We start from the raw sequence: 22560 nt of genomic DNA, 5'->3' as shown, positions 1-22560 counted from the left end.
GTGCGGTGGCGGACGGCTCGCCGCTTGGCCCTCGGGCGTGTTTCGAACAGGACGCGCGCCCCCGAGCCGCTCCGGGCCCCGATGGACGACTGACCGCGCCCCGGGCGACTGCCTCGCGCGCGACGTGTTCACCAGGTCAGTTCCGCGAGCCGGGCCTCGATCCGCTCGCGGTCCCACGCCCCGTCCGCGACGACCACCCGGTAGCGCCGGGCCAGCGTCGCCCCGGGCGCCAGCGCCAGTTCGTCGTGGAAGGCGAAGGAGGGGGCCACCGCGGCGAAGGGGTCGTTGCGGACGAACCAGTGCGCGGGGTGCTCACCGCCCGCGCCTGTGTGGTCGTTCTCCGGGGCATGGGCGAAGACGAGCGTCGCGTGGCCGTCCGCTCCGTCATGCTCGCCGCTGTAGGCAAGCCACGGTGCCTGCCGGCCCATCACCTCGGGGCCCTCGCCGTCCGGGGTGAGGATCCGGCCGTCACGGAAGGCGCGCGGGCCGCGCCAGAACAACCCGGTGTAGCCCGCGTCCTGCCGTCCGTGCGTGGTCGGACTGCCGAACCGCAGGGGCTCGTCCCGCCGGTTGGTGACGGCCGACGACCACGTCAGCACCCAGCTGCCGGACGCCGGGTCGACGTCGTGCACCTCTACCCGGCGCACCTCGTCGGCCCACAGTCCGCCACCGTACGGATGCCAGCTCAGCCGCTCGGCGAGGGTGACCCCGCCCTCCCGCACCGACACCTCGTCGAAACCGCGGTGCGCCATGGAGCCCACCCGCTCGGGCAGCGGCCGGTACCCCTCGCCCCGCACGTAGGTGTTGCCGCCCCACAGGTTCTGGCCCGACAGATGCGAGGCGGTCAACTGGAGCCCCTTGTGCCAGCGGTGGTCGTTGGGCCGGTAGTCGGTCACCACCCGGTCGAGAAGGGTGCGCAGCGGATGGATGTACGGCTTCGGTGCCTCCCAGGCCGCCTCGGGCCGGTACACGTACCGCAGCAGTTCGACCCCGCTGCCCGCCTCGGTGACGGCGATGTGGTCGCCGTGCCGGTGCACCAGACCCAGCCGGCCGGTCATGCGGACGCCTGCGCAGACCCGGGTGCCCAGCCGGGGGCGTTGCCGTGCAGGGCGCTGTAGTAGGGGTCGCCGGGCCCGATCTCGCCGGCCAGGACGGTGTTCCCGGTGAAGGCGGCCTTGTACAGGGCGGCGACCAGTTCCAGGCTCGTACGCCCGTCGGCTCCGCTGCTGCGCGGTCGGCGGCCCGCCCGCATGTCGCTGAGCAGGCCACGCAGCTGAGCCTCATGGGAGCTGGGCACATCGAGGCCGAAGTCCCGCCATCCGGCGACCTGTTCGGCTGACACCCCCGGAGCCGGGGTGATCCGCCAGTCCGCGTTGCGATGGCCGTACAGATGGGTGAGCTCGACCGTGGCCTGCTCGCAGTCGATCCGGATCCGGCTGACCTCGTCCGGGCTGAGGACGCTGTTGACGATCGTGGCCATGGTGCCGTTCTCGAAGCGGACGAGTGCCGTGGAGACGTCCTCCGTCTCCACGTCGTGCACCAGCCGTCCCGCCATCGCCCGGATCTCCGACCACGGACCCAGCAGATCCAGCATCAGGTCCATCTGATGGATGCCGTGGCCCATCGCCGGGCCGCCCCCCTCCGTACTCCAACGGCCGCGCCAGGGCGCGGAGTAGTACGCCTCGTCCCGGTACCAGGTGGTCTGGCAGTGGGCTACCAGGGGCCGTCCCATCGCCTGCTCGGTCAGCAGGGCCCGGACGTGGTCCGAGCCGGAGCCGAACCGGTGCTGGAACACGATGGCCGCGTACGGGCCGCCCTTGTCAGGATCTTCCGCCGCCTCGATGGCGTCGAAGTCCTCCAGCGAGGGGCAAGGGGGCTTCTCGCACCACACCCAGGCCCCGGCGCGGAGTGCGGCGATGGTCTGATCGCGGTGGAAGCGTGGCGGGGTGCCGAGCGTGACGAGATCGGGGCGCTCCGCGGCGAGCATCCGGTCGAGATCCGTGTAGGGACGACCGGCGCCCGCCTCGGCGCAGAACGCCTCCGCGGAGACGGCGTCGACATCGACGGCCGCGACGATCTCCAGGGGCTGTTCGGCGGCCAGCGCACGCAGGGCAGGCAGATGACTGACGCGCGCGATCGCGCCGGTGCCGACGATCGCGACCCGGATCGGCCGGCTGGGGAAAGCCTGGCTGGGCGTGACAAACACCTCCACGGTGAACGGGGGCGCCCACCGGGTAGCAAGCGCTTTCTCCCCTCGGAAACCTAGGCTTCACGCAGGGGTCGGGTCAAGGGAGGAACCCTCCGGCCGCAGCCGCCTGCCGGTACGAACGACGGCCTCCGCCCGGGACCCGACGGGGTGGGAGTGGCGGACCGTGCGGCGCGGTCCGATGAGTCCGCACCGGTGCGGGAGTCATCCTGTCGACCCCTATGCGAGAAGGTGGAGCGATGAGCACCCTGCGCGAAGTACTGGAGAAGCACGTACGCGAGGGATCGGTGCCGGGAGCCGTGGCCCTGGTGGCCCGGGGAGACCGGGTGGACGTGCAGGCAGCCGGAAGCGCCGATGCCGGAGGCGGTACGCCGATGGCGCCCGACTCGATCTTCCGGATCGCGTCCCTCACCAAACCCATCGCCGCGGCGGCGGCCATGATGCTGATCGAGGACGGCCGGTTCGGGCTGGACGATCCGGTAGCGCCCTGGCTGCCCGAACTGGCGTCGGCCATGGTCGTGCGCACCCCCGACAGTCCGCTGGGTGACGTGGTCCCGGCCGACCGGCCCATCACCGTGTCCGACCTGCTGACCTTCCGTGCGGGGTACGGATTCCCGTCCGACTTCTCGCTGCCCGCCGTCGCGCCCCTGTTCAGCGAGTTGAAGCAGGCCCCACCGCAGCCTCAGGCTGTCGCCGCCCCGGATGCCTGGATGGCGGCGCTGGCCCGCATTCCGATGCTGTACCAGCCGGGGGAGGCCTGGCTGTACAACGCCTGCTCCGACATCCTGGGCGTCCTGATCGCCCGGGCCTGCGGGCAGTCGCTGCCGGAGTTCCTGGCCGAGCGGCTCTTCGAACCGCTCGGCATGACCGACACCGGTTTCTACGTACCGGCGCAGAAGCTCCACCGGTTCACCAGCTACTACCGGGCCGGTGAGGCAGGGAACCTCGCACTTGTCGACGCCCCCGACGGGCAGTGGAGCAGCATGCCGGACTTCCCGTCCGCAGCCGGCGGCCTGGTGTCGACCGCAGCCGACTGGTACGCCTTCGGCCGGATGCTGCTGGACGGCGGCACCGTGGGCGACCGCGCTCTGCTGACGCCCGGATCGGTGCGACAGATGACGACCGATCACCTGACACCTGCACAGCGCAGGGCGAGCGGGCTGTTCACCGAGGGACAGGGCTGGGGGTTCGGCGGCTCGGTGGACGTCGAGCGGACCGATCCCTGGAACGTTCCGGGCCGCTACGGCTGGGTCGGCGGCACCGGCACCACGGCGCACATCATCCCGGCCACCGGTGCGGTCGCGATCATGCTCAGCCAGGTGGAGATGACCGGCCCCAAGCCGCCCGCGACGATGCGGGACTTCTGGCGCCACGTCGCCGCCGGCTGAGACTCCGGCACGCCCGGGGGCGCCGTCAGGCGTCCGGCACCGAGTCGGACTGGGCCTCGTCGCGTCCCGCGCCCCGCGCGTCACCGAACGGCACAGTGCCTCATGGAGTCCGGCCGGGGTCGGGACTCCGACCGCGCCCGGGCTGTCGAACCGCTCGGTGCGGCCCTCCCCGCACACCACGATCCGGTCACCCATCCGCACCGCCTCCTCGATGTCATGGGTGACCACCGGGACCGTCGTCCTGATCGTGTCCGGTCGACCTTCGAGATGTCGTCGCCGTCGACGAGGAGCCGGCCCGGGGCCGGTCCGGTTCGACCAGCCGGTTCACCCTCATCGTCGTGAGGGTTCCTGCCGCGGTCCGAGGGGCCGACCAGGGGGCCGGTTCCCCCTCGGCGACCTCGAAGGCCAGTCCGTCGACCGCGGTCGTCCCGTCCGGATGGATCTTCGACCCACTGGAACCGGATCATGCCTGCACGGCAGGAGCCGGGCGGGTCCGCCGTGCACGGGCCGGGACCGCCCGGGGCGGGACGGTGTGCTGAACTGTCCGAGAACCATCGATCCAGGAGCCTCCTTGAACAGCTATCGCCAGCCCGGCCTCGTCCTCACCGACCGTCACTTCACCGTGCCGCTCGACCACACCGACCCCGGTGGTGAGCAGATCGAGGTCTTCGGCCGCGAGGTGGTGGCCGCCTCCCGGGCCGGCGAGGAACTGCCGTGGCTGCTGTACCTGGAGGGCGGCCCGGGCTTCGGCGCCCGGCGCTTCACCGGAGCCGAGGCCTGGCTCGGGCGGGCGGTGAAGGAGTTCCGGGTGCTGCTCCTGGACCAGCGCGGCACCGGACTCTCCACCCCGGCCAACCGGCAGACCCTGCCGCTGCGCGGCGGTCCGCGCGAGCAGGCCGACTACCTCGCGCACTTCCGGTCCGACAGCATCGTGCGCGACTGCGAGCTGATCCGTCCGCAGCTGACGGGCGGTGCGCCCTGGACCGTCCTCGGCCAGTCCTTCGGCGGCTTCTGTGCCGTCCGGTATCTCTCGTCCGCTCCGGAAGGACTCCGCACCGTCCTGATCACCGGCGGCCTGCCCTCCCTCGACGCGCACGCGGACGACGTCTACCGCGCCGCGTACCCGAGGATCGAGCGGAAGGTCGCAGCGCACTACGCCCGCTACCCGCAGGACGTCGAGCGCGCCCGTGAGATCACCGCTCACCTCGCGGAACACCGCCCTGAGAGCGCCGGACACCGGCTGACGCCCGAGGGATTCCAGTCCCTCGGAATCATGCTCGGCGGGAGCAACGGCAGCCACCAGCTGCACTACCTGCTGGAGAACGCCTTCGTCACCACTGCGCACGGCACCGAGCTCTCGGACACCTTCCAGGAGGCCATGCGCACGGCCAACTCGTTCGCCGGGCATCCGCTGTACGCGGTCCTGCACGAGGCCATCTACGGCCACGGCGAGCGCCCCACCGGCTGGGCGGCCGAGCGGGTCCGTGCGGAGTTTCCCCAGTTCGACGCCGCGACCGCCCTCGAGGATGACAGCCCGGTCCTGTTCACGGGCGAGAGCATCCACCCCTGGCACTTCGACGTCGACCCGGCGCTGCGCCCGCTCCGCGAGACCGCGGAGCTGCTCGCCACCCGCGGCGACTGGGAGCCGTTGTACGACACCGGGCGCCTGGCCGCCAACGAGGTGCCGGTGGCCGCCGCCGTCTACCACGACGACATGTATGTGGACACCGCGCACGCGCTGCGTACCGCCGCCTGTATCCGCGGGCTGCGCACCTGGGTCACCGACGAGTTCGAGCACGACGGACTGCGCGCCGGTGGACCGCGGGTGCTGGACCGACTGCTTGCCCTGGTCCGCGACGAGGTCTGAGTTCCGTTACGGTCGCGAGCCGCCCGGTACGGGCGGGAGCCGGCCGCACGGGCAGGAGCCGGCCGCACTTCGAGTGCGGCCGGCTCCTTGCTGCCTGCGTGCTCAGCCCTGGAGCGCGTCCAGCGTCGCGTTCAGGTTCGAGGCGGAGCGCGGGGCGCGGTTGTGCGGGAGCTTCGCCAGCACCGCCGCCATGCCGCAGGTGTTCGTCACGGCGGAGAAGACGAGGCCGGCACCGACACCGGCGGACAGCCAGCGTGCGGCCGGACGGCTCACGCCCGCGAGGAGACCGGCCACCACGAGCGAACCGGCGGCTAGACGCACCTGACGCTCCATCGGCCACATGGCCCCGCCGCCCTCCGGGCGGTCGAGGCCGTGGCCCTCGCCCTCCCAGGCGGAGGTGCCGCCGGAGAGCGTCGCGGCGTCGATGTCGGCCGCCGAGAGGATGTCGCAGGCCCGCGTCGAGCGGACGCCGGAGGCGCACACCACGAGCAGGGCGCCCCGGGCCGACGCGGACTTGAGTGCGGGCACCGCCTCGGAGAGACGGTCGAGCGGAATGTTCAGGGCGCCGGGTACGTGCCCCGACGCGTACTCGCCGGGGGCGCGTACGTCGATCACGGTGAACTCCGCGAGACGGGCGGCGGCCTGGGCAGGGGAGAGAGATACGGGGCTGGTCACGAGCAGTGTTTCCTTTCGTTCACCGGGTGCGAGGAAGAGACTCGGTCTCTCCTGCCCCGGACGGGCTAGAATACCCCTCCGGGTATCAAAAGGAGGATGTGTGGAACTCGACATGGCGGCCGATGAACTCAAATCGGTGCTCAATCGTCTGCGCCGCGCACAGGGCCAGCTCACCGGAATCATCAGGATGATCGAGGAAGGGCGCGACTGCGAGGACGTCATCACTCAGATGGCGGCCGTCTCGCGGGCGCTCGACCGGGCCGGCTTCGCGATCATCGCGACAGGACTTCAGCACTGCATGGCCGACGGCGGCAGCGAACCCGCGGACCGGGACCAGATGCGCGCCCGGCTGGAGAAGCTCTTCCTCTCGCTGGCCTGAGAGGAGCGGGGGCCGCCCGGCACGGCTTCACGGCGGGTGCGGTCACATGACGGAGGCACGCTCCCTCCGCAACGGTGAACGATGCGCCCCGGGGGTATTTTCTCCGAGGCCGGGATAGATACCCCTAGGGGTATCTATTCGGCGGGTGGGGCGTATGCGACGCGGGGCCCCGCGCGGCCGGGCCGGTTAGCCTGCCGACATGACGGATCAGCTCGAACCGATGCCGACCGACTGGCAGCGCGCCCTCGCCGTCGTCGCACACCCCGACGACCTGGAGTACGGCTGCGCGGCGGCCGTCGCCGGCTGGACCGACGGCGGGCGTGACATCACGTATCTCCTGGCCACGCGGGGTGAGGCCGGAATCGACACACTCGAACCGGAGAGGTGCGCGCCGCTGCGCGAGCAGGAGCAGCGCGCGAGCGCGGCGGTCGTCGGGGTCTCCCGCGTCGAGTTCCTCGACCACCGCGACGGGGTGATCGAGTACGGCATCGGGCTGCGCCGCGACATCGCGGCGGCCGTCCGCCGTCACCGGCCGGAGCTGGTGATCACGCTCAATCACCGTGACACCTGGGGCGGTGTCGCCTGGAACACCCCCGACCACCGTGCGGTCGGGCGCGCCACGCTTGATGCGGCGGCCGATGCCGGCAACCGCTGGATCTTCCCGGAGCTGACCGAGCAGGGCCTGGAGCCGTGGGACGGTGTGCGCTGGGTGGCCGTGGCCGGGTCGGCCACGCCCACGCACGCCGTCGACGCCACGGCCGGTCTGGAACGGTCCGTGCAGTCGCTCCTCGCGCACCGCACGTACATCGAAGTGCTCACGGATCAGGACCCCGAGGCGTACTGCCGCAATTTCCTCACCGGAAACGCGCAGGCGTCCGCCGGGCGTTTCGGGGGGCGCCCGGCGGTCACGTTCGAGCTCCTTGCGCGCTGAGCGCGGGACCCTGGCTTCGGGAGGCCCGGTCGTCGTACGCTGAGCCGCGCACCGGATTCTGACGGTGTGTCAGTCCACGGAGGGGCGGGCCGTGATCGACATCCTGGACCACGGCATCCCGCACGGCCAGGAGCGGATGACGCTGCGGATCGAGAACGGCGTCGGTCTGCTGACGCTGTGCAGGCCGCAGCAGCTCAACGGCTGGAGCTGGGAGTCCAGCAGGCAGCTCGGCATCATGGCCGACCGGCTCCGCTTCGACGACTCGGCCAGGGCGGTCCTGGTGCGGGGTGAGGGCCGCGCCTTCTGTGCCGGGATCGACGTCACGGCGCCCGGGGGCGACATCACGGGCCGCACGTCCGCCGAGCGCACCCAGCGCTACTACGAGGGCATCCGGTGGGTCCACGAGCGTTTTGCGGCGTTCGCCGGCCTTCCGCAGCCCGTGATCGCCGCCGTGCAGGGCTACTGCCTCGGTTTCGGCTTCGAACTCGCCCTCATGGCGGACATCCGGATCGCCGCGGACAACGCGGTGTTCGCGCTGCCCGAGGCCGGGATCGGGGTGGCGGTCGACGCGGGCGGCGACATGCGTATCGCCCGCGAGGCGGGGGCGGGCTGGGCGAAGTATCTCGCGCTCACCGGGCGCCGGATCGACGCGGCGACGGCGGAGCGGATCGGGCTGCTCCAGGCCGTCACGCCCCTCGGTGAACTGGAGCGCACCGCCCGCTCGGTCGCCGAGTCCGTGGCGGCGAACGCGCCCCTTGCTGTCCGCCACATCAAGCGCTCGGTCGACGCGTACGCGGACGCCGGCCTCGGTGAGGCGCTGGACCGCACGGCTCTGGCCGCGGCCCTCACCCTCACCTCGCAGGACGCGGCGGAGGGTTATGCCGCGAAGGCTGCCCGCCGCCGGCCGCACTTCGACGGAAAATGACCCGAGGCGGGCCCCCTGCGTGGCCCCGCTCAACCGGCGCCGGGCGGGGTGAAGGGCCCGCGGCCCAACTGTTCGCGCACCGGCACCACGGGCGGCGCGACCAGTGAGCGCCGCTGCCAGTTCGCCCCGTCGACCACCAGTGAATGGCCGGAGACGAAGCCCGCGTACGGCGAGGCCAGGAACGTGGCCGCCCAGCCCAGTTCGCGGGGCAGGCCCACCCGCAGCGCCGGCTGCCGCGCGTCGAGGTCCCCGGCCCCACCGCCCGCTTCCGACCCGTCCCGGTCCAGGTGGCCGCGGATGTCGCGGGTCATGTCCTCGTGCGGCATCAGCCCCGGCACCAGCCCGTTGACGCGGATTCCGTACGGTCCCCACTCCACGGCAAGGGTCTCGACCAGGTTCTTCACCCCGGCCTTGGCGGCCGCGGAGTGAGCGTATCCGGGGCCGCCCGTCCAGGCGTACGAGGCGCCGACACACACGATCGAGCCACCCGTCCCGGCGGCGAGGTGGCGCCGCCCGAACTCCCGGGTCATGAACCAGGTCCCTGTCAGAGTGATGTCGAGGACCGCCCGCCAGGCGTTCGGCGACAGGTCCTCCGCGGGAGACGGGAAGTTGGCCGCCGCGTTGTTGACGAGGACATCGGGCGGCCCCAGTTCCGCCTCGATCCCGTCGAACACCTCAGTGATCCTCTCGGGGTCGCGGATGTCGCCCGGCGCGGTCAGGATTCGGCCTCGGGTGAGGGGTGCCAGCTCCTCCCGGGCGGCGGTCAGCCGCTCGGCGCTCCGGCCGACGAGCGCCAGGTCCGCTCCCAGTCGGGCGAACTCGGCCGCGACGGCTTTGCCGAGACCGGAACCGCCGCCGGTCACCAGGACAACGCTCCCGTCGTACGTGCCGGTCGGTAATGCGCTCGCCCCCAGCGGGGGAGGAGCGGGGAGTCCGCGGGTGTGCACGCTCTCCGTCATGACCGCATGAATACCGTCTCGGAAGTCAAAAGGCCAGGTCCACGCATTGATGTTGTCCAGACCATTGACATGCCAGCGCCAGGATGTTGAATTCAGTCTCGTTGTGTTGCGCGACTCTGGTGACTTGAGTGACCAATGGAGGATCTGTGACGCCTCGCCCACCCCGTCTCACCGTCATCGCCGCGGCGGCGGCCCTGCTTGCCGGTGGTCTGCTGACCGCCATGCCGGCCGCGCAAGCAGCCGGCGCCAGCCCGGCCGCACAGCCGGCCACGGCCCGGGACACCCCGGCCATCACCCCGACCCCGCAGTCAGTGAAGGCCGGAGCGGGCCGGGTCACGATCACTCCCACCGTCACCCTGGTCGTGGGGAAGACCGCCGACGAGCCGACGCTCGACGTGGTGACGACGGCCCTGCGCAAGGCAGGTGCACAGCGGGTCGTCCGTGCCGTGAAGCCGGCCCCGAACGGGCTCAACGTCCATGTCGGCGACGCCGGTGCGGTGGCCACCCAGAAGCTCGAAGGGCCCTCCGGGCTTCCCGCCGACGGGTACGTCCTCGGCATCGGAGCGGGCCGTATCGTCCTTGCGGGCAAGGACACCACCGGCACGTACTACGCCGCCCAGACCCTGCGTCAGGTCCTTCCGCAGCGGGCGCATCCGGGGGCCCGCGTCGACGGACTCTCGGTCCGCGACTGGCCCGGCACCGCCTTGCGCGGCGTCATCGAGGGCTTCTACGGCACCCCGTGGTCCCACGAGGCGCGGCTCGACCAGCTCGACTACTACGGCGAGCACAAGATGAACATCTACGTGTACTCGCCCAAGGACGACGCCTACCTCCGCGAGAAGTGGCGCGACCCCTACCCTGCCGACCAGTTGGCGCAGATCAAGGACCTCACCGACCGGGCGGTTCAGCGGCACGTCGAGTTCACCTACGCGCTCTCTCCCGGCCTGTCGGTCTGTTACAGCTCCGACGCGGACGCGAAGGCGCTCGTCGACAAGTTCCGGACGATCTGGGACATCGGCGTGCGCACGTTCGCGGTGCCGCTCGACGACATCAGCTACACCAACTGGAACTGTGACGCCGACAAGGCGAAATGGGGGACCGGGGGCGGTGCGGCCGGGGCCGCGCAGGCGTATCTGCTGAACAAGGTCAACCAGGAGTTCATCGCCACCCACCCCGGTGCCGAGCCGCTTCAGATGGTCCCCACCGAGTACTACAACGTGACCCCGTCCCCGTACAAGACGGCCCTCTCCGAACAGCTGGACCCGGACGTACTCGTCGAATGGACCGGGGTCGGCGTGGTCTCTCCGACCATGACGGTCGCTCAGGCCGACGCGGCGCGCGCGGTGTTCGGGCACCCGATCCTGACCTGGGACAACTACCCGGTGAACGACTACGCGACCAATCGGCTGCTGCTCGGCCCGTTCAACGGGCGCGAGAAGGGACTGCCGGGCCGGCTGGCCGGGATCACCGCCAACCCGATGATCCAGCCGTACGCCTCGAAGCTCTCCCTGTACACCGTCGCGGACTACGCCTGGAACGACGGGGCCTACGACGCGCGCACCTCGTGGGGAAAGGGGCTCAAGGAGTACGCGGGCGGTGACTCCCGCACCGAGCGGGCGCTGCGCGCCTTCGCCGACGTCAACTACAGCTCGGCCCTCAACACCGACAAGGCGCCGGAACTGTCCGCCGAGTTCGCCCGCTACTGGCAGTCCGGTGACGCGAAGCGCCTGGCCTCGGTGCTCGCCGACCTCGCCGCCGCCCCGGCCCGGCTGCGCGCGGACCTTCCGGACCGCGGCTTCATCGACGACTCGGGCCCCTGGCTGGACGCCACCGGGTCCTGGGCCACCGCGGCCCGCACCGCCCTGGACATGGTCGAGGCGGCACGCGCCGGAAACGGTGCCCAGGCCTGGGAGCTCCGGCAGCAGCTGCCCGCGCAGGTGGACCGTGCCAAGTCCTTCACGTACACCGGTCTCGACGGACGCAAGGTGCCGGTCCTCGTCGGGGACGGGGCGCTGGACGGGTTCGTCGAAGCGGCCACCGCCGAGCACGACAAGAAGCTCGGTGTGAGCGGCCGGCCCACGGCGACGACGAGCCTCGGCACGTACCAGAGCAACACCCTCGCCCGGATCCTCGACGGCGACGACTCCACCTACTTCTGGAGTGACGGGGCGCCCGCGGCAGGCGACCAGCTCACCGTCGACCTCGGGGAGGTGAGGGACTTCAGCGGAGTCACCCTCGCCATGGCCAAGCCCGGAAGCACCGAGGACTACCTCCACGCGGGGGTGCTGGAGTACTCGGCCGACGGGCAGGACTGGACCCGGCTGACCGAGTTCTCCGGCAAGCCGGACGTCACCGCGACCGCTCCCGCGGGCACCGAGGCCCGCTACGTGCGGGCCAGGGCGACCGCGGGTCAGGACAGCTGGCTGGTCGTCCGTGAATTCGGCGTGGCGACCACGGACGGCGAGATCACGGGCAACCCGCCGGCCGCCGCCGGATCGGCGCTGCGCTCGGCGGCTGACGGCGACCCGGGCAGCGTCTACCGGGCAGCGCGCGCACCTGAGGCGGGCGAATCGCTGGAGGTGCGTCTCGTGGCCGCCCGGGCGGTCGGGGCGGTCACCGTCCTGCAGCCGGCCGGTTCCGAGGCCGCGGCCGACATCCAGGTGCGCAGCGAGGACGGGAGCTGGCAGACCATCGGGACGCTCGACGGGCCGTACACGCGTGTCGACGCGGGGGGCCGGACCGCGGACGCGGTACGCCTCGCCTGGCACACGGGCTCCGCGGCACCCCTGATCGCGGAGGTTGTGGTCGGGAAGTAGCGGCACGGCCTGCCCGTGCGCCCGGCGTCGCCCCACCTCCCAGGGGCGGGGCCGGGCGCACGCCCATGTCGGCCCCGGCCGAACCGGTCACCCGCAGGTTGTTCCCACAGGGGCAAGCGACCGCTTAGTATGCGCCGGAGCAGTGGTAATGCCGACAGTGTTGTGGAGGCCCCTCATGCAGGCATGGCGAGTGCACCGGAACGGCGAGCCGAGCGAGGTGATGCGGCTCGAAGAAGTGGACAGGCCGACGCCCGGCGACGGGCAGGTGCTCATCGAGGTGCTCGCGGCGAACATCAACTTCCCCGACGCGCTCCTCTGCCGCGGCCAGTACCAGGTGCGGCCCCCGCTGCCGTTCACTCCCGGTGTGGAGATCTGCGGCAGGACCGGGGACGGGCGCCGGGTGCTCGCCACCCCCGCCCTGCCGAACGGCGGATTCGCCCAGTACGTCGTCGCGGACGAGGCCGCCTTGCTGCCGGCCCCCGACGCCCTGGACGACGCCGAGGCGGCGGCCCTGCACATCGGCTACCAGACCGGCTGGTTCGGACTGCACCGCCGGGCGCACCTCCAGTCCGGCGAGACCCTCCTCGTCCACGCCGCGGCCGGAGGCGTCGGCAGCGCGGCCGTCCAGCTCGGCAAGGCCGCCGGCGCCACCGTCATCGGTGTGGTGGGCGGCCCCGAGAAAGCCAGGATCGCCGCCGAGCTCGGCTGCGACCTGGTCATCGACCGCCGCACCGAGGACATCGTCGCCGCGGTGAAGGAGTTCACCGGCGGCCGAGGCGCCGACGTGGTCTACGACCCGGTCGGCGGCGACGCGTACGCCAAGTCCGTGAAGTGCATCGCCTTCGAGGGCCGGGTGATCGTCGTCGGCTTCGCCAGTGGAGTCATCCCCACACCGGGACTCAACCACGCCCTGGTGAAGAACTACTCGGTCGTCGGGCTCCACTGGGGCCTGTACAACACGAAGGACCCGCAGGCCGTCCGCGACTGCCATGAGGAGCTCACCCGCCTCGCCGCGCAGGGCGTCATCAAGCCCCTGATCAGCGAGCGCGTCGCCATGGACGGGGCAGCAGCCGCCGTCCAGCGCGTCGCCGACGGCACCAGCACCGGCCGTATCGTCGTACTCCCGTCAGGAGCCGCCCGATGACCGCCCCGGACGCCGCCGGACTGCGCCGCCGCACCCGCGAACTGCTCGCCGCGTACCCCCCGGCCACCACGGACCGCACCGACTTCCTCAAGGCGCGTTTCGACGCCGGACTCGCCTGGGTGCACTATCCGGCCGGCCTCGGGGGCCTCGACGCGCCGCGCTCCCTCCAGCCCGTCGTCGACGCCGAACTCGCCGCGGCGAACGCCCCGGACAACGACCCCCGGCGCATCGGGATCGGCCTCGGCATGGCCGCGCCGACCGTTCTCGGCTTCGGCACCGACGAGCAGAAGCAGCGCTTCCTGCGCCCCCTGTGGGTCGGCGAGGAAGTGTGGTGCCAGCTCTTCAGTGAGCCGGGCGCCGGCTCCGACCTTGCCGCCCTCGGCACGCGCGCCGTGCGCGACGGGGAGGACTGGGTGGTCGACGGACAGAAGGTCTGGACATCCAGTGCCCACGTGGCCCGATGGGCGATCCTCATCGCCCGCACCGACCCGGACGTGCCCAAGCACCGCGGCATCAGCTACTTCATCTGCGACATGACCGACCCCGGCGTCGAGGTGCGGCCGCTGCGCCAGATCACCGGCGAGGCCGAGTTCAACGAGGTCTTCCTCACCGGGGTGCGCATCCCCGACAGCCGGCGCCTCGGTGCGGTCGGCGAGGGCTGGAAGGTCGCGCAGACGACGCTCATGAACGAGCGCGTCTCCATCGGCGGATCACGCATCCCGCGCGAGGGCGGCATGATCGGCCCGGTCGCCACCACCTGGCGCGAACGCCCCGAGCTGCGCACCCACGACCTGCACCAACGCCTGCTGACCCTCTGGGTCGAGGCCGAGGTCGCCCGTCTCGCCGGTGAGCGCCTGCGCCAGCAGCTCGTCGCCGGACAGCCGGGTCCCGAGGGCTCCGGCATGAAGCTCGCCTTCGCCCGGCTCAATCAGGAGATCAGCGGCCTCGAAGTCGAACTCCTTGGTGACGAAGGGCTGTTGTACAGCGACTGGACCATGCGCCGCCCGGAGATCGTCGACTTCACCGGGCGCGACGCCGGCTATCGCTACCTCCGCTCCAAGGGCAACTCCATCGAGGGCGGTACGAGCGAGGTACTGCTCAACATCGTCGCCGAACGGGTGCTCGGTCTGCCCGCCGAGCCGCGCAACGACAAGGACGTCGCCTGGAAGGACCTCTCCCGATGACCGCACAGACCGAACCCGGCCAGGCGCCCGACCTGCTGTACTCGGAGGCCGAGGAGGACCTGCGCGCAGCGGTCCGCTCCCTGCTCGCCGACCGGGCCGACGCGCCGACGGTGATCGCCGGCACCGAGTCCGACACGCCGTACGACCCGCGGCTCTGGAGGGCGCTGGCCACCGACATCGGCGCTGCCGGACTGCTGGTGCCCGAGAAGCTCGGTGGACAGGGCGCCACTCACCGTGAGGCCGCCGTCGTCATCGAGGAGCTCGGGCGCAGCGTCGCCCCGGCGCCCTACCTGACCAGCTCCGTCGTCGCCACCGAGACGCTTCTGGCGCTCGGTTCCGAGGACGGACCGGTGACCGGACTCCTTGCCGGACTGGCCGCGGGCCGCAAGGTCGCGGTGCTCGCCGTGCCCTTCTCGGCCGCCGCGTCCGACACGCCGGTGGTGACCGGAACCCTCGACGGAACACTCGAACCCGTCGCCGACGCGGCCGCCGCCGACGTGCTGCTGGTCCCCACCACCGACGGCCTCTACGCTGTCGACACGGGCGCGCCCGGTGTCGCGGTCCAGCCGCTCGTCCCGCTCGACCTCACCCGGCCGCTCGCCACCGTCACCCTCACCGGCGCCACCGGCACGCGCCTCGCGGACGCCGCGGCGGCGCGGTCCGCGGTGGACCGGGGACTGCTGGCCGGTGCGGGACTGCTCGCCTCCGAGCAGCTCGGACTCGCCGAATGGTGCCTGACCGAGACGGTCCGGCACACCCGGGAGCGCCACCAGTTCAACCGCCCGGTGGGGTCGTTCCAGTCGCTCAAGCACCGGATGGCGCAGCTCTGGCTGGAGGTCGTGTCGGCCCGGGCGGCGGCACGGAACGCCGCCGACGCGCTCGCGACGGGCAGCCCCGAGGCTCCGTTGGCGGTGGCCGTGGCGCAGGCGTACTGCTCCAGGGTCGCCGTCCACGCCGCGGAGGAGTGCGTCCAGCTGCACGGCGGCATCGGGATGACCTGGGAGCACCCCGCGCACCTGTATCTGAAGCGGGCCAAGGCCGACGCGACCGCCTTCGGAACGGCGGGCCGCCACCGCGACACCGTCGCGTCGCTGATGGAACTGCCGGCGCCGTAGGGTCTTCCCGGACCGGAGCGGGGGTGCGTACATGCGCGCCCCCGCCTCGTCGTGCGGGCGACGTGCCGTTTCGTACGGATCAGGCCACGGCGGGCGGAACGCGGGGCGACGGGCGGGCGGCGATCGAGCCAACTCTGCTCATCCGGAACAAAGTTGCGGTGCGACGCTTCCATACTCGGTCGCGTCCGCCCGTCCGGCACGCCTCGCAACCGGGAGATTCCATGGCGTTCCCCACCCGCCGCCGCGTCGTCGCCACCGCACTGGCCACCGCGGCCGCAGGCACCCTCGTACCCCGTCCGACGGCCGCAGCGAGCGAAGCCCCGCCCGCCCGGGCCATCCGGCCGCTGCTGCGTGCCCACGCGCACAACGACTATCTGCACACCCGCCCGCTCCACGACGCGCTGGCCCAGGGATTCACCAGCGTCGAGGCCGATATCTTCCTCGTGGACGGCGAGTTGCTCGTCGCTCACGAGGCCACGGATCTCGATCCCGCCCGCACCCTCTCGGCGCTCTACCTCGATCCACTCCTCGCCAGGGTCCGGGCCAACCACGGGACGGTGTTCCGCGGTGACCGCACTCCGGTGCAACTGCTGATCGACATCAAGACGGACGGCGCGGCCGCCTACGCGGAACTCGACCGCCAACTCGGCCGGTACCGGCAGATGCTGACCTCCTTCCAGCGCGGACGGGTGCGGCCGGGAGCCGTCACCCCCGTCGTCTCGGGCGATCGGGCCGCCCGCGCCCCCATGGAGGCCCAGCACACCCGGTACGCCTTCTACGACGGCAGGCTCGACGACCTCGGCACCGCGGCCACGGCCTCGTTCATCCCCCTCATCAGCAGCAGCTGGACCGGGACGTTCAGCTGGCTCGGCGCGGGTCCCATTCCGGCCCTCGAAAGGGATGCACTGCGCGCGATCACTGCCACCGCGCATCGCGCGGGGCAGCGCGTGCGCTTCTGGGCCACACCCGATGTACCGGGCCCCGAACGGGAAGCGGTCTGGGCCGAGTTGCTCGCCGCAGGGGTGGATCACCTCAACACCGACGACCTCGCGGGACTCGCCCGCTTCCTCCGTACCCACGACCGGCACGCGCGGTAGGCGGACGAAAGACCCTTCCGCCGTACCCGTTTGGCGGACACGCCAGTGCGCCGGATGGCTCCTCCGCTACGCCAAACTGACGGCGAATGCCGCAATTCCGGCGCGGCGGAGGAGGTTGGCCATGGCCATTTCGATCTCACTGGTGCTGCTTCTGCTGATTCTCGCGGTGATCTTCCTCCGCAACGGCGGACTGAAGGTCTCGCACGCCCTGGTCTGCGCCCTCCTCGGGTTCTTCCTCGCGGGCACGAGCATGGCCCCCACCATCCAGGAGGGCCTCACGGCCACCGCGGACGTGGTCAGCAGCATCAAGCCCTGACCGCATCGCCGGACGGGTGGCTACGCCCTGCGGGACGGAGTCACCGGACGGGGTCTGCAATGCCGTGGCCAGCCGGTCCCTCAGTGGGACGATCCGGTCGCTTCCGGCGGCGGTCTCCGCCAGCGGTCCGGGGCGGCGGCCGACGGCGAGCACGGTGGCCCCTTCGGCGGCGAAGGCGTGTGCGGTGGCGCGGCCGATTCCGGTTCCGGTGATGGCGACGATACGGCCGGCGATGGCGCTTCCCGGGTGATGTTCATGCGGTGATCGTGCAACCCTGCCTCCAGCGGCAAGGTCAAGCAGCGGTAAGGGACCGCGCAGGAACGGTCCTGGCCTGCACCGGAAGGTGACCATTGCGGTCAAACAAGTCGCATGATGCGGCCCGTCGGGGATCCCAGGCATTCTGTGTGAAACGGTCAGGTGGGGCGCGGGGATGTTCGGACCGCGCCCCGCCCCGCGCCGAAACGGTGCCGGGGTGTCGCACCGCACTGTGACCCGGAGAGCGCCGCCATGTCATTTCCTTCCTTCGGACGCGATCCGGGCGCCGTCCATCATGAGCACTGCAGGAGCAGCCGCTGCTGCCGATGCCAGCAGCGGCCCTGGACGACTGCCGCAGGCAGCGAACGCCTGTGCGGGCTCTGCGCCTCCTGCTGTCGAGAGTGCGGCCGTGCGCCCGCCCCGCATCTGGAGGGGCTCGATCACGGGTTGTGCGGCGACTGCCGCGGACTGTGCGGGCGTTGCGGTACATCGGCCGGGACCGACGGCGACTGCCAATGCCCGAGATGGCAGCGGCCGGGGAGCGATCCCGTCGGCTATCTCCTGCACGCCCTGCCACCACCGCTCATGCGGGCGTTCGGCGGCCGCTACCCGAGCGAACTCGTCGCACTGATCCGACGGGAGCTGGGCCGGCGCAGCCCCGACCAGCTCCTGGACCGCGTCGAACGGCGGTGGAACGCACGGTGGTCCCACACGCTTCAGGAGAAGGACGAGGAAGGCCGCCGCCGGGAGCCCTGGGAGATCGCCGAACAACTGCTCCGGCCGGGGTTCTGCGCCGAGCCGGACTGCGAGGACGGCCGGCTCATCAGCACCGACTCCCCGTGTCCGCGCTGCGCCAATCCTCTGCACCGCTTCGTGCCGGCCCAGGCCGACCGCAGGGCCCCCTCGGACCGGGCCAGGGCCACGGCAGCGGCGATCAGACGCGAGATGCTGGACCGCCGTACCGGCGGGCGGCGTTGAGGCACCGGACGGCACCGGACAGCACCGCGCGGGCCGGCGCCTGCGTCAGCCGGCCGTCGCCCAGGCGTAGCGGTGCTCGGGCCGGCCGGTGTCGCCGTACTTCAGGCTGAGGCTGATGCGGCCCGCCCCCTCCAGGTACTTCAGATAGCGATGGGCGGTCGAGCGGCTCAGACCCGCCCTGGCAGCCACCTCGTGGGCGGACAACGGTTCACCGGCCGCCGACAGCACCTGGCGGATCACGTCCGCGGTGGGCGCCGAATGTCCCTTGGGCAGCCGCGCCCCCGGCACGGACTCCGTGGTGCGCAGGGCCCCGAAGATCTGGTCGACCTGCTCCTGGCCCGCCTCACCCCGCCGGCTCTCCACCCCCTCCAGCGTGCGGCGCAGCGTCGCGTAGCTCTCCAGCTTGGCGCGCAGACCGGCGAAGCTGAACGGCTTGACCAGGTACTGCAGCGCCCCGTACCGCATCGCCGTCCGCACCGTCACGACATCGCGTGCGGCCGTCACCATGATGACGTCGGCAGGGTGGCCGAGCCTGCGCAGCTCACGCACGAGCGTCAGGCCCGTCCGGTCCGGCAGATAGTGATCGAGCAGGATCAGGTCCACATGCTCGCGGTCCAGGACGGAGAGGGCCTGCGCTGCCGTGTGCGCGCGGGTGACCACACGGAACCCCGGCACCTTGGCCACGTACGCCGCGTTGATCTCCGCCACGCGGAAGTCGTCGTCCACCACCAGCACGTCGATCACTGCGACTCTCCCACTTCGCTCAGCTGCCGTACGGCGAGGGCCTCGGGCAGCACCACGGTGAAGACCGCGCCGCCACCGGCCCTGGCCGTGATCCTGGCCGCACCGCCATAACGTTCTGCGAGGCGGCGCACCAGCGCCAGTCCGAGCCCCCGCTCCCGGTGGGACGAGGGCTCCTTGGTGGACCAGCCCTCGGTGAAGATCTGCTCCCGCATGGCGACCGGGACCCCGGGGCCGTTGTCGCTGACCCGCAGCACCGCGTCGGCGCCCTCGGCAAGGAGCTCCACCTCGACCAGCGTGGCGACGTCGAGGGCGTTGTCGATGAGGTTGCCCAGTACCGTGACCAGATCGCGGGGATCCACCACGACATCGGGCAGCCGGGTGGCGGGGGAGATGCGCAGGGACGCGCCGCGTTCCGCGGCGACGGACGACTTGCCCACCAGCAGAGCCGACAGCAGCGGGTCGCTGACACGCTCGGCGACCTGTTCGGCCGAGGCCCGGCGCCCGTCCGCCACCTCGGTGACGAACTCCACCGCGGCCTCGTGCCGACCGAGCTCCAGCAGCCCCAGCAGCGTGTGCAGCCGGTTGGCGTGCTCGTGGTCCTGGGCCCGCAGCGCGTCGAGCAGACCGTGCGTGGAGTCCAGTTCACGGCCCAGCAGTTCGAGCTCGGTGCGGTCGCGCAGCGTCACGACCGCGCCACCGTCCCCGGTCGGCATGCGATTGGCGATCAGGACCCGCCCCCGGCACACGGTGAGGAGATTCGCCCCGTCCACCCGCCCCGCCAGCACCTCCGCCGTACGGCCCGGCACCAGCACCTCGGCCAGAGGCCGCCCGACCGCCTCCGGGGTCAGGTCGAGCAACCGCTGCGCCTCGTCGTTGAGCAGCCGGATCCGACCGCGGGCATCCAGCGCCAGCACGGCCTCACGAATGCTGTGCAGCATGGCTTCGCGCTCGTCCAGGAGCGCGGAGATGTCGGCGAAGGCGAGCCCGTGGGTGTTGCGCTGCAGCCGACGCGAGACGGCGAGGGCTGCCAGTACCCCGACCGCCAGTGCGGCGCCCGCGTACTGCAGGAGAACCGGGATGGTGCCCAGCAGCCCCTGGCGGACGCTCTGGTAGGCGATGCCGACCGAGACGGCCCCGACGACCGTGCCGTGGCGGTCGCGCAGCGGGACCTTGGCGCGGGCCGAGCGGCCCAGGGTGCCGATGTCGATCTGCATGATCTCCCGGCCGGACAGCGCCGTGCTCGGGTCGGTCGACACATGCCGGCTGATCCGGTCGGTCTCGGTGTGCGACCAGCGCACGCCCCGAGTGTCCATCACCACGATGTACAGCGCCCCGGTGGCCTTCCGGATCTGCTCCGCCTCGGCCTGCACGGGTCCGGACGGACTGGGCTCGGTGCTCAGCAGCTTGTCCACCAGACCGGGTTCGGCGGCGGTGGTCTGGGCGATGGACAGGGCCCGGCGCATCGCCTGGTCGTCCAGCTCGTGGCTGAGGGGGGCGAGGAAGAGCCCGGTGACGAGCATGACCACGCCCGCGGTGATGGCTACCTGGGTCAGCAGGACCTGGGCGAACACACGACGGGGCCAGTGGATCCGCATGCCGTCGCCCTCTGCCCTTTCGCCGCCCTCGAATCCGGTGCTCCGATTCGTTCCGTGTGCACGCAACGTAAACGCCGTCGACCTCGCTGCCTAGCCCCCGTTCCTGCTTCGTTGTACGGCCGTGAGCACAATGGGCAGAACCAGGGTTTACAGGCACAACCCGCAGTTGTGAGCGCAAGTCTCCCGCCCGCCCCGCGCCGCCCCTAGCGTCCCGCCCCATGAACAGCGAAACGAGCCCCGCCATCGAGCTGCGGGGGGCGAGCAAAGCGTTCCGGACTCCGTCGGGGGCGCTCCACACCGCCGTACGGGATCTGGACCTGACCATCGGCAGGGGCGAGTTCGTCGCCGTGGTCGGTCCGACCGGATGCGGCAAATCGACCACCCTGACCCTGATCAGCGGGCTGGAGGAGCCCACCGAGGGCGAGGTCCTGGTGGCGGGACGGCCGGTGAGCGGCATCGGCGACAAGGTCGGCTTCGTCTTCCAGCAGGACGCGGTCTTCCCCTGGCGCACCGTCCTGTCCAACGTGATGGCGGGGCCCCGCTTCCGGGGCGTGCCGAAGGCCGAGGCGAAGGAACGCGCCCGGGCCTGGCTGGCCAGGGTCGGCCTGACCTCGTTCGAGGACCGCTATCCGCACCAGCTCTCCGGAGGACAGCGCAAGCGGGTCGCCCTGGCGGCCACCTTCGTCAACGACCCGGAGATCCTGCTGATGGACGAGCCGTTCTCCGCACTCGATGTGCAGACCCGTGCCCTGATGTCCGACGAACTGCTGGAACTGTGGGCCGGCACGGGTGCCTCCGTCGTCTTCGTCACCCACGACCTGGAGGAGTCCATCGCCCTGGCCGACAAGGTCGTGGTGATGACCGCGGGCCCGGCCACCGTCAAGGAGGTCTTCGAGATCGGGCTGCCGCGTCCGCGCAAGGTCGAACAGGTGCGGCTGGAGCCCAGGTTCCTGGACATCTACCGCGAGATCTGGTCCTCGTTGGGCGAAGAGGTCCGCATCACCCGCGAGAGGGGTGCCGCAGATGCTGCCTGAGACCGTCGCGGTGAAGGCCGCCGGCACCGGGACCGGACGGACCGCCGCCAGAGCACGCGCCGCCCGCAACCGCCGGATGCTGGTGCTGGGCAGCCGGATCGCCGTACTCGTCGCTGTCGTCGGGCTGTGGGAGTGGCTGGCCAGGACCGCCGTCATCGACCCGTTCAACTTCTCCATGCCTTCGAGGATCTGGGACCAGATCCGCATCTGGGTGACCGACGGCACCGCTCAGGGCTCGCTGTGGGAACAGATCTGGTACACCCTCTACGAGGCGCTGCTCGGCTGGGTCATCGGGGTGATCGCGGGTGTTCTGCTCGGCATCGCGCTCGGCCGCGTCCGCTTCGCCGCCGACGTGCTCGGCCCGTACATCAAGGTGCTCAACGCGTTGCCCCGCATCGTGCTCGCCCCGATCTTCCTGATCTGGTTCGGTCTGGGCCCGGCCTCCAAGGTCGCCTCCGCGGTGGTCCTGGTGTTCTTCCCCGTCTTCTTCAACGCCTTCCAGGGAGCGAGGGAGGTCGACCGCAATCTCGTCGCCAACTCCCGCATCCTGGGCGCCAGTAACCGCCAGGTGACCCTTCAGGTGGTCATTCCCTCGGCCACCTCGTGGATCTTCACCAGTCTGCACGTCAGCTTCGGGTTCGCGCTGATCGGCGCCATCGTCGGGGAGTACATCGGTGCGACCAAGGGACTCGGCCTCCTGGTCGCCGCCTCACAGGGCACCTTCAACTCGGCCGGTGTCTACGCCGCGATGGTCATCCTCGCGATCGTCGCCCTGCTCGCCGAAGGGCTGCTCACCTTCCTGGAGAAGCAACTCTTCCGCTGGAAGCCGGCCGAAGCCGACACCACACGCTGAGCCGGGCCTGACCGCTCCTCCCCTCCTGCCTCAAGTCCTCCTTCCGCAAGCCCTCTTCTCCCTCTTCGGGCGAAGCCCCTTCACAAGGACGTGAACCAG

20 protein-coding genes and 1 pseudogene are annotated in these 22560 nt (G+C 71.6%); 14 read left to right on the top strand and 7 right to left on the bottom strand.

Translation table 11 applies throughout. The annotated features are described in order from the left end of the window. Window positions 1-128 precede the first annotated feature (128 nt). Entirely contained in the window at window positions 129-1058 is a 930-nt protein-coding gene (locus tag OG538_RS01535; protein ID WP_406089335.1) for a PmoA family protein, read from the bottom strand. Then, window positions 1055-2206 carry a Gfo/Idh/MocA family protein gene (locus tag OG538_RS01530; protein ID WP_406089333.1) on the bottom strand — a complete coding sequence of 384 codons (1152 nt, stop codon included), beginning with the start codon at window positions 2204-2206 and terminating at the stop codon, window positions 1055-1057. The genes OG538_RS01535 and OG538_RS01530 overlap by 4 nt, the downstream gene beginning before the upstream one ends. 239 nt (window positions 2207-2445) lie before the next feature. On the opposite strand from OG538_RS01530, the gene OG538_RS01525 reads away from it, so the two are divergent. Both OG538_RS01525 and OG538_RS01520 read left to right on the top strand, forming a co-directional pair. Continuing rightward, window positions 2446-3594 (top strand): serine hydrolase domain-containing protein, encoded by a 1149-nt coding sequence (locus OG538_RS01525; RefSeq protein ID WP_406089331.1) that lies wholly within the window; start codon window positions 2446-2448, stop codon window positions 3592-3594. Window positions 3595-4165: 571 nt separating this feature from the next. Beyond that, on the top strand, window positions 4166-5461 hold the full coding sequence (locus OG538_RS01520; RefSeq protein ID WP_406089329.1) for an alpha/beta fold hydrolase: 1296 nt from the start codon (window positions 4166-4168) through the stop codon (window positions 5459-5461). 102 nt (window positions 5462-5563) lie between these two features. On the opposite strand, the gene OG538_RS01515 is transcribed toward OG538_RS01520, so the two are convergent. After that, a complete protein-coding gene (locus OG538_RS01515; RefSeq protein ID WP_406089327.1) occupies window positions 5564-6136 on the bottom strand; it encodes a rhodanese-like domain-containing protein in 573 nt (190 codons plus the stop codon). Window positions 6137-6236: 100 nt separating this feature from the next. Between OG538_RS01515 and OG538_RS01510 the strand changes: the two genes are divergently transcribed. From OG538_RS01510 to OG538_RS01500, 3 genes are all read left to right on the top strand, one after another. Next, window positions 6237-6515, top strand: coding sequence for a metal-sensitive transcriptional regulator (locus OG538_RS01510; RefSeq protein WP_148015298.1), 279 nt, complete (start codon window positions 6237-6239; stop codon window positions 6513-6515). Window positions 6516-6714: 199 nt separating this feature from the next. Then, a complete protein-coding gene (locus OG538_RS01505; protein WP_406089325.1) occupies window positions 6715-7446 on the top strand; it encodes a PIG-L deacetylase family protein in 732 nt (243 codons plus the stop codon). A 91-nt stretch (window positions 7447-7537) separates the two neighbouring features. After that, on the top strand, window positions 7538-8371 hold the full coding sequence (locus tag OG538_RS01500) for an enoyl-CoA hydratase/isomerase family protein (RefSeq protein WP_406089323.1): 834 nt from the start codon (window positions 7538-7540) through the stop codon (window positions 8369-8371). A 29-nt stretch (window positions 8372-8400) separates the two neighbouring features. Here the strand turns inward: OG538_RS01500 and OG538_RS01495 are convergent, their stop codons facing one another. Next, window positions 8401-9330 carry an SDR family oxidoreductase gene (locus tag OG538_RS01495; protein ID WP_406089321.1) on the bottom strand — a complete coding sequence of 310 codons (930 nt, stop codon included), beginning with the start codon at window positions 9328-9330 and terminating at the stop codon, window positions 8401-8403. 146 nt (window positions 9331-9476) lie between these two features. On the opposite strand from OG538_RS01495, the gene OG538_RS01490 reads away from it, so the two are divergent. The 6 genes from OG538_RS01490 (at window position 9477) to OG538_RS01465 (ending at window position 17002) form a co-directional block, all read left to right on the top strand. Next, window positions 9477-12146 carry a beta-N-acetylglucosaminidase domain-containing protein gene (locus OG538_RS01490; protein WP_406089319.1) on the top strand — a complete coding sequence of 890 codons (2670 nt, stop codon included), beginning with the start codon at window positions 9477-9479 and terminating at the stop codon, window positions 12144-12146. A 175-nt stretch (window positions 12147-12321) separates the two neighbouring features. Beyond that, window positions 12322-13290 (top strand): NADPH:quinone oxidoreductase family protein, encoded by a 969-nt coding sequence (locus tag OG538_RS01485; protein WP_406089317.1) that lies wholly within the window; start codon window positions 12322-12324, stop codon window positions 13288-13290. Beyond that, window positions 13287-14474 carry an acyl-CoA dehydrogenase family protein gene (locus OG538_RS01480; RefSeq protein ID WP_406089315.1) on the top strand — a complete coding sequence of 396 codons (1188 nt, stop codon included), beginning with the start codon at window positions 13287-13289 and terminating at the stop codon, window positions 14472-14474. The genes OG538_RS01485 and OG538_RS01480 overlap by 4 nt, the downstream gene beginning before the upstream one ends. Then, a complete protein-coding gene (locus OG538_RS01475) occupies window positions 14471-15589 on the top strand; it encodes an acyl-CoA dehydrogenase family protein (RefSeq protein ID WP_406089314.1) in 1119 nt (372 codons plus the stop codon). The genes OG538_RS01480 and OG538_RS01475 overlap by 4 nt, the downstream gene beginning before the upstream one ends. A gap of 221 nt (window positions 15590-15810) precedes the next feature. Beyond that, the gene (locus OG538_RS01470; protein WP_406089312.1) at window positions 15811-16686 is read left to right on the top strand and encodes a phosphatidylinositol-specific phospholipase C/glycerophosphodiester phosphodiesterase family protein; all 876 of its coding nucleotides are present in this window, start codon (window positions 15811-15813) and stop codon (window positions 16684-16686) included. 121 nt (window positions 16687-16807) lie between these two features. Then, window positions 16808-17002 (top strand): hypothetical protein, encoded by a 195-nt coding sequence (locus OG538_RS01465; RefSeq protein WP_362544789.1) that lies wholly within the window; start codon window positions 16808-16810, stop codon window positions 17000-17002. 81 nt (window positions 17003-17083) lie between these two features. Here the strand turns inward: OG538_RS01465 and OG538_RS01460 are convergent. Continuing rightward, window positions 17084-17236: pseudogene (locus OG538_RS01460) on the bottom strand (SDR family NAD(P)-dependent oxidoreductase); the annotation flags it as partial. Window positions 17237-17842: 606 nt separating this feature from the next. On the opposite strand from OG538_RS01460, the gene OG538_RS01455 reads away from it, so the two are divergent. After that, window positions 17843-18235, top strand: coding sequence for a hypothetical protein (locus OG538_RS01455; RefSeq protein WP_406089310.1), 393 nt, complete (start codon window positions 17843-17845; stop codon window positions 18233-18235). 45 nt (window positions 18236-18280) lie between these two features. On the opposite strand, the gene OG538_RS01450 is transcribed toward OG538_RS01455, so the two are convergent. Further along, the gene (locus tag OG538_RS01450) at window positions 18281-18979 is read right to left on the bottom strand and encodes a response regulator (protein ID WP_406089308.1); all 699 of its coding nucleotides are present in this window, start codon (window positions 18977-18979) and stop codon (window positions 18281-18283) included. Beyond that, a complete protein-coding gene (locus OG538_RS01445; protein WP_406089306.1) occupies window positions 18976-20574 on the bottom strand; it encodes an ATP-binding protein in 1599 nt (532 codons plus the stop codon). The genes OG538_RS01450 and OG538_RS01445 overlap by 4 nt, the downstream gene beginning before the upstream one ends. A 218-nt stretch (window positions 20575-20792) precedes the next feature. Between OG538_RS01445 and OG538_RS01440 the strand changes: the two genes are divergently transcribed. Both OG538_RS01440 and OG538_RS01435 read left to right on the top strand, forming a co-directional pair. Beyond that, entirely contained in the window at window positions 20793-21608 is an 816-nt protein-coding gene (locus OG538_RS01440; RefSeq protein ID WP_406089304.1) for an ABC transporter ATP-binding protein, read from the top strand. After that, complete coding sequence (locus OG538_RS01435) at window positions 21598-22461, top strand: ABC transporter permease (protein ID WP_406089302.1); 864 nt, start codon at window positions 21598-21600, stop codon at window positions 22459-22461. The genes OG538_RS01440 and OG538_RS01435 overlap by 11 nt, the downstream gene beginning before the upstream one ends. Window positions 22462-22560: the final 99 nt, after the last annotated feature.

This window comes from Streptomyces sp. NBC_01013 (assembly GCF_045162765.1).
GTDB lineage: Bacteria > Actinomycetota > Actinomycetes > Streptomycetales > Streptomycetaceae > Streptomyces.
The sequence above is the reverse complement of the archived record's forward strand: the minus strand, read 5'-3'. Positions and strand labels throughout refer to the sequence as shown.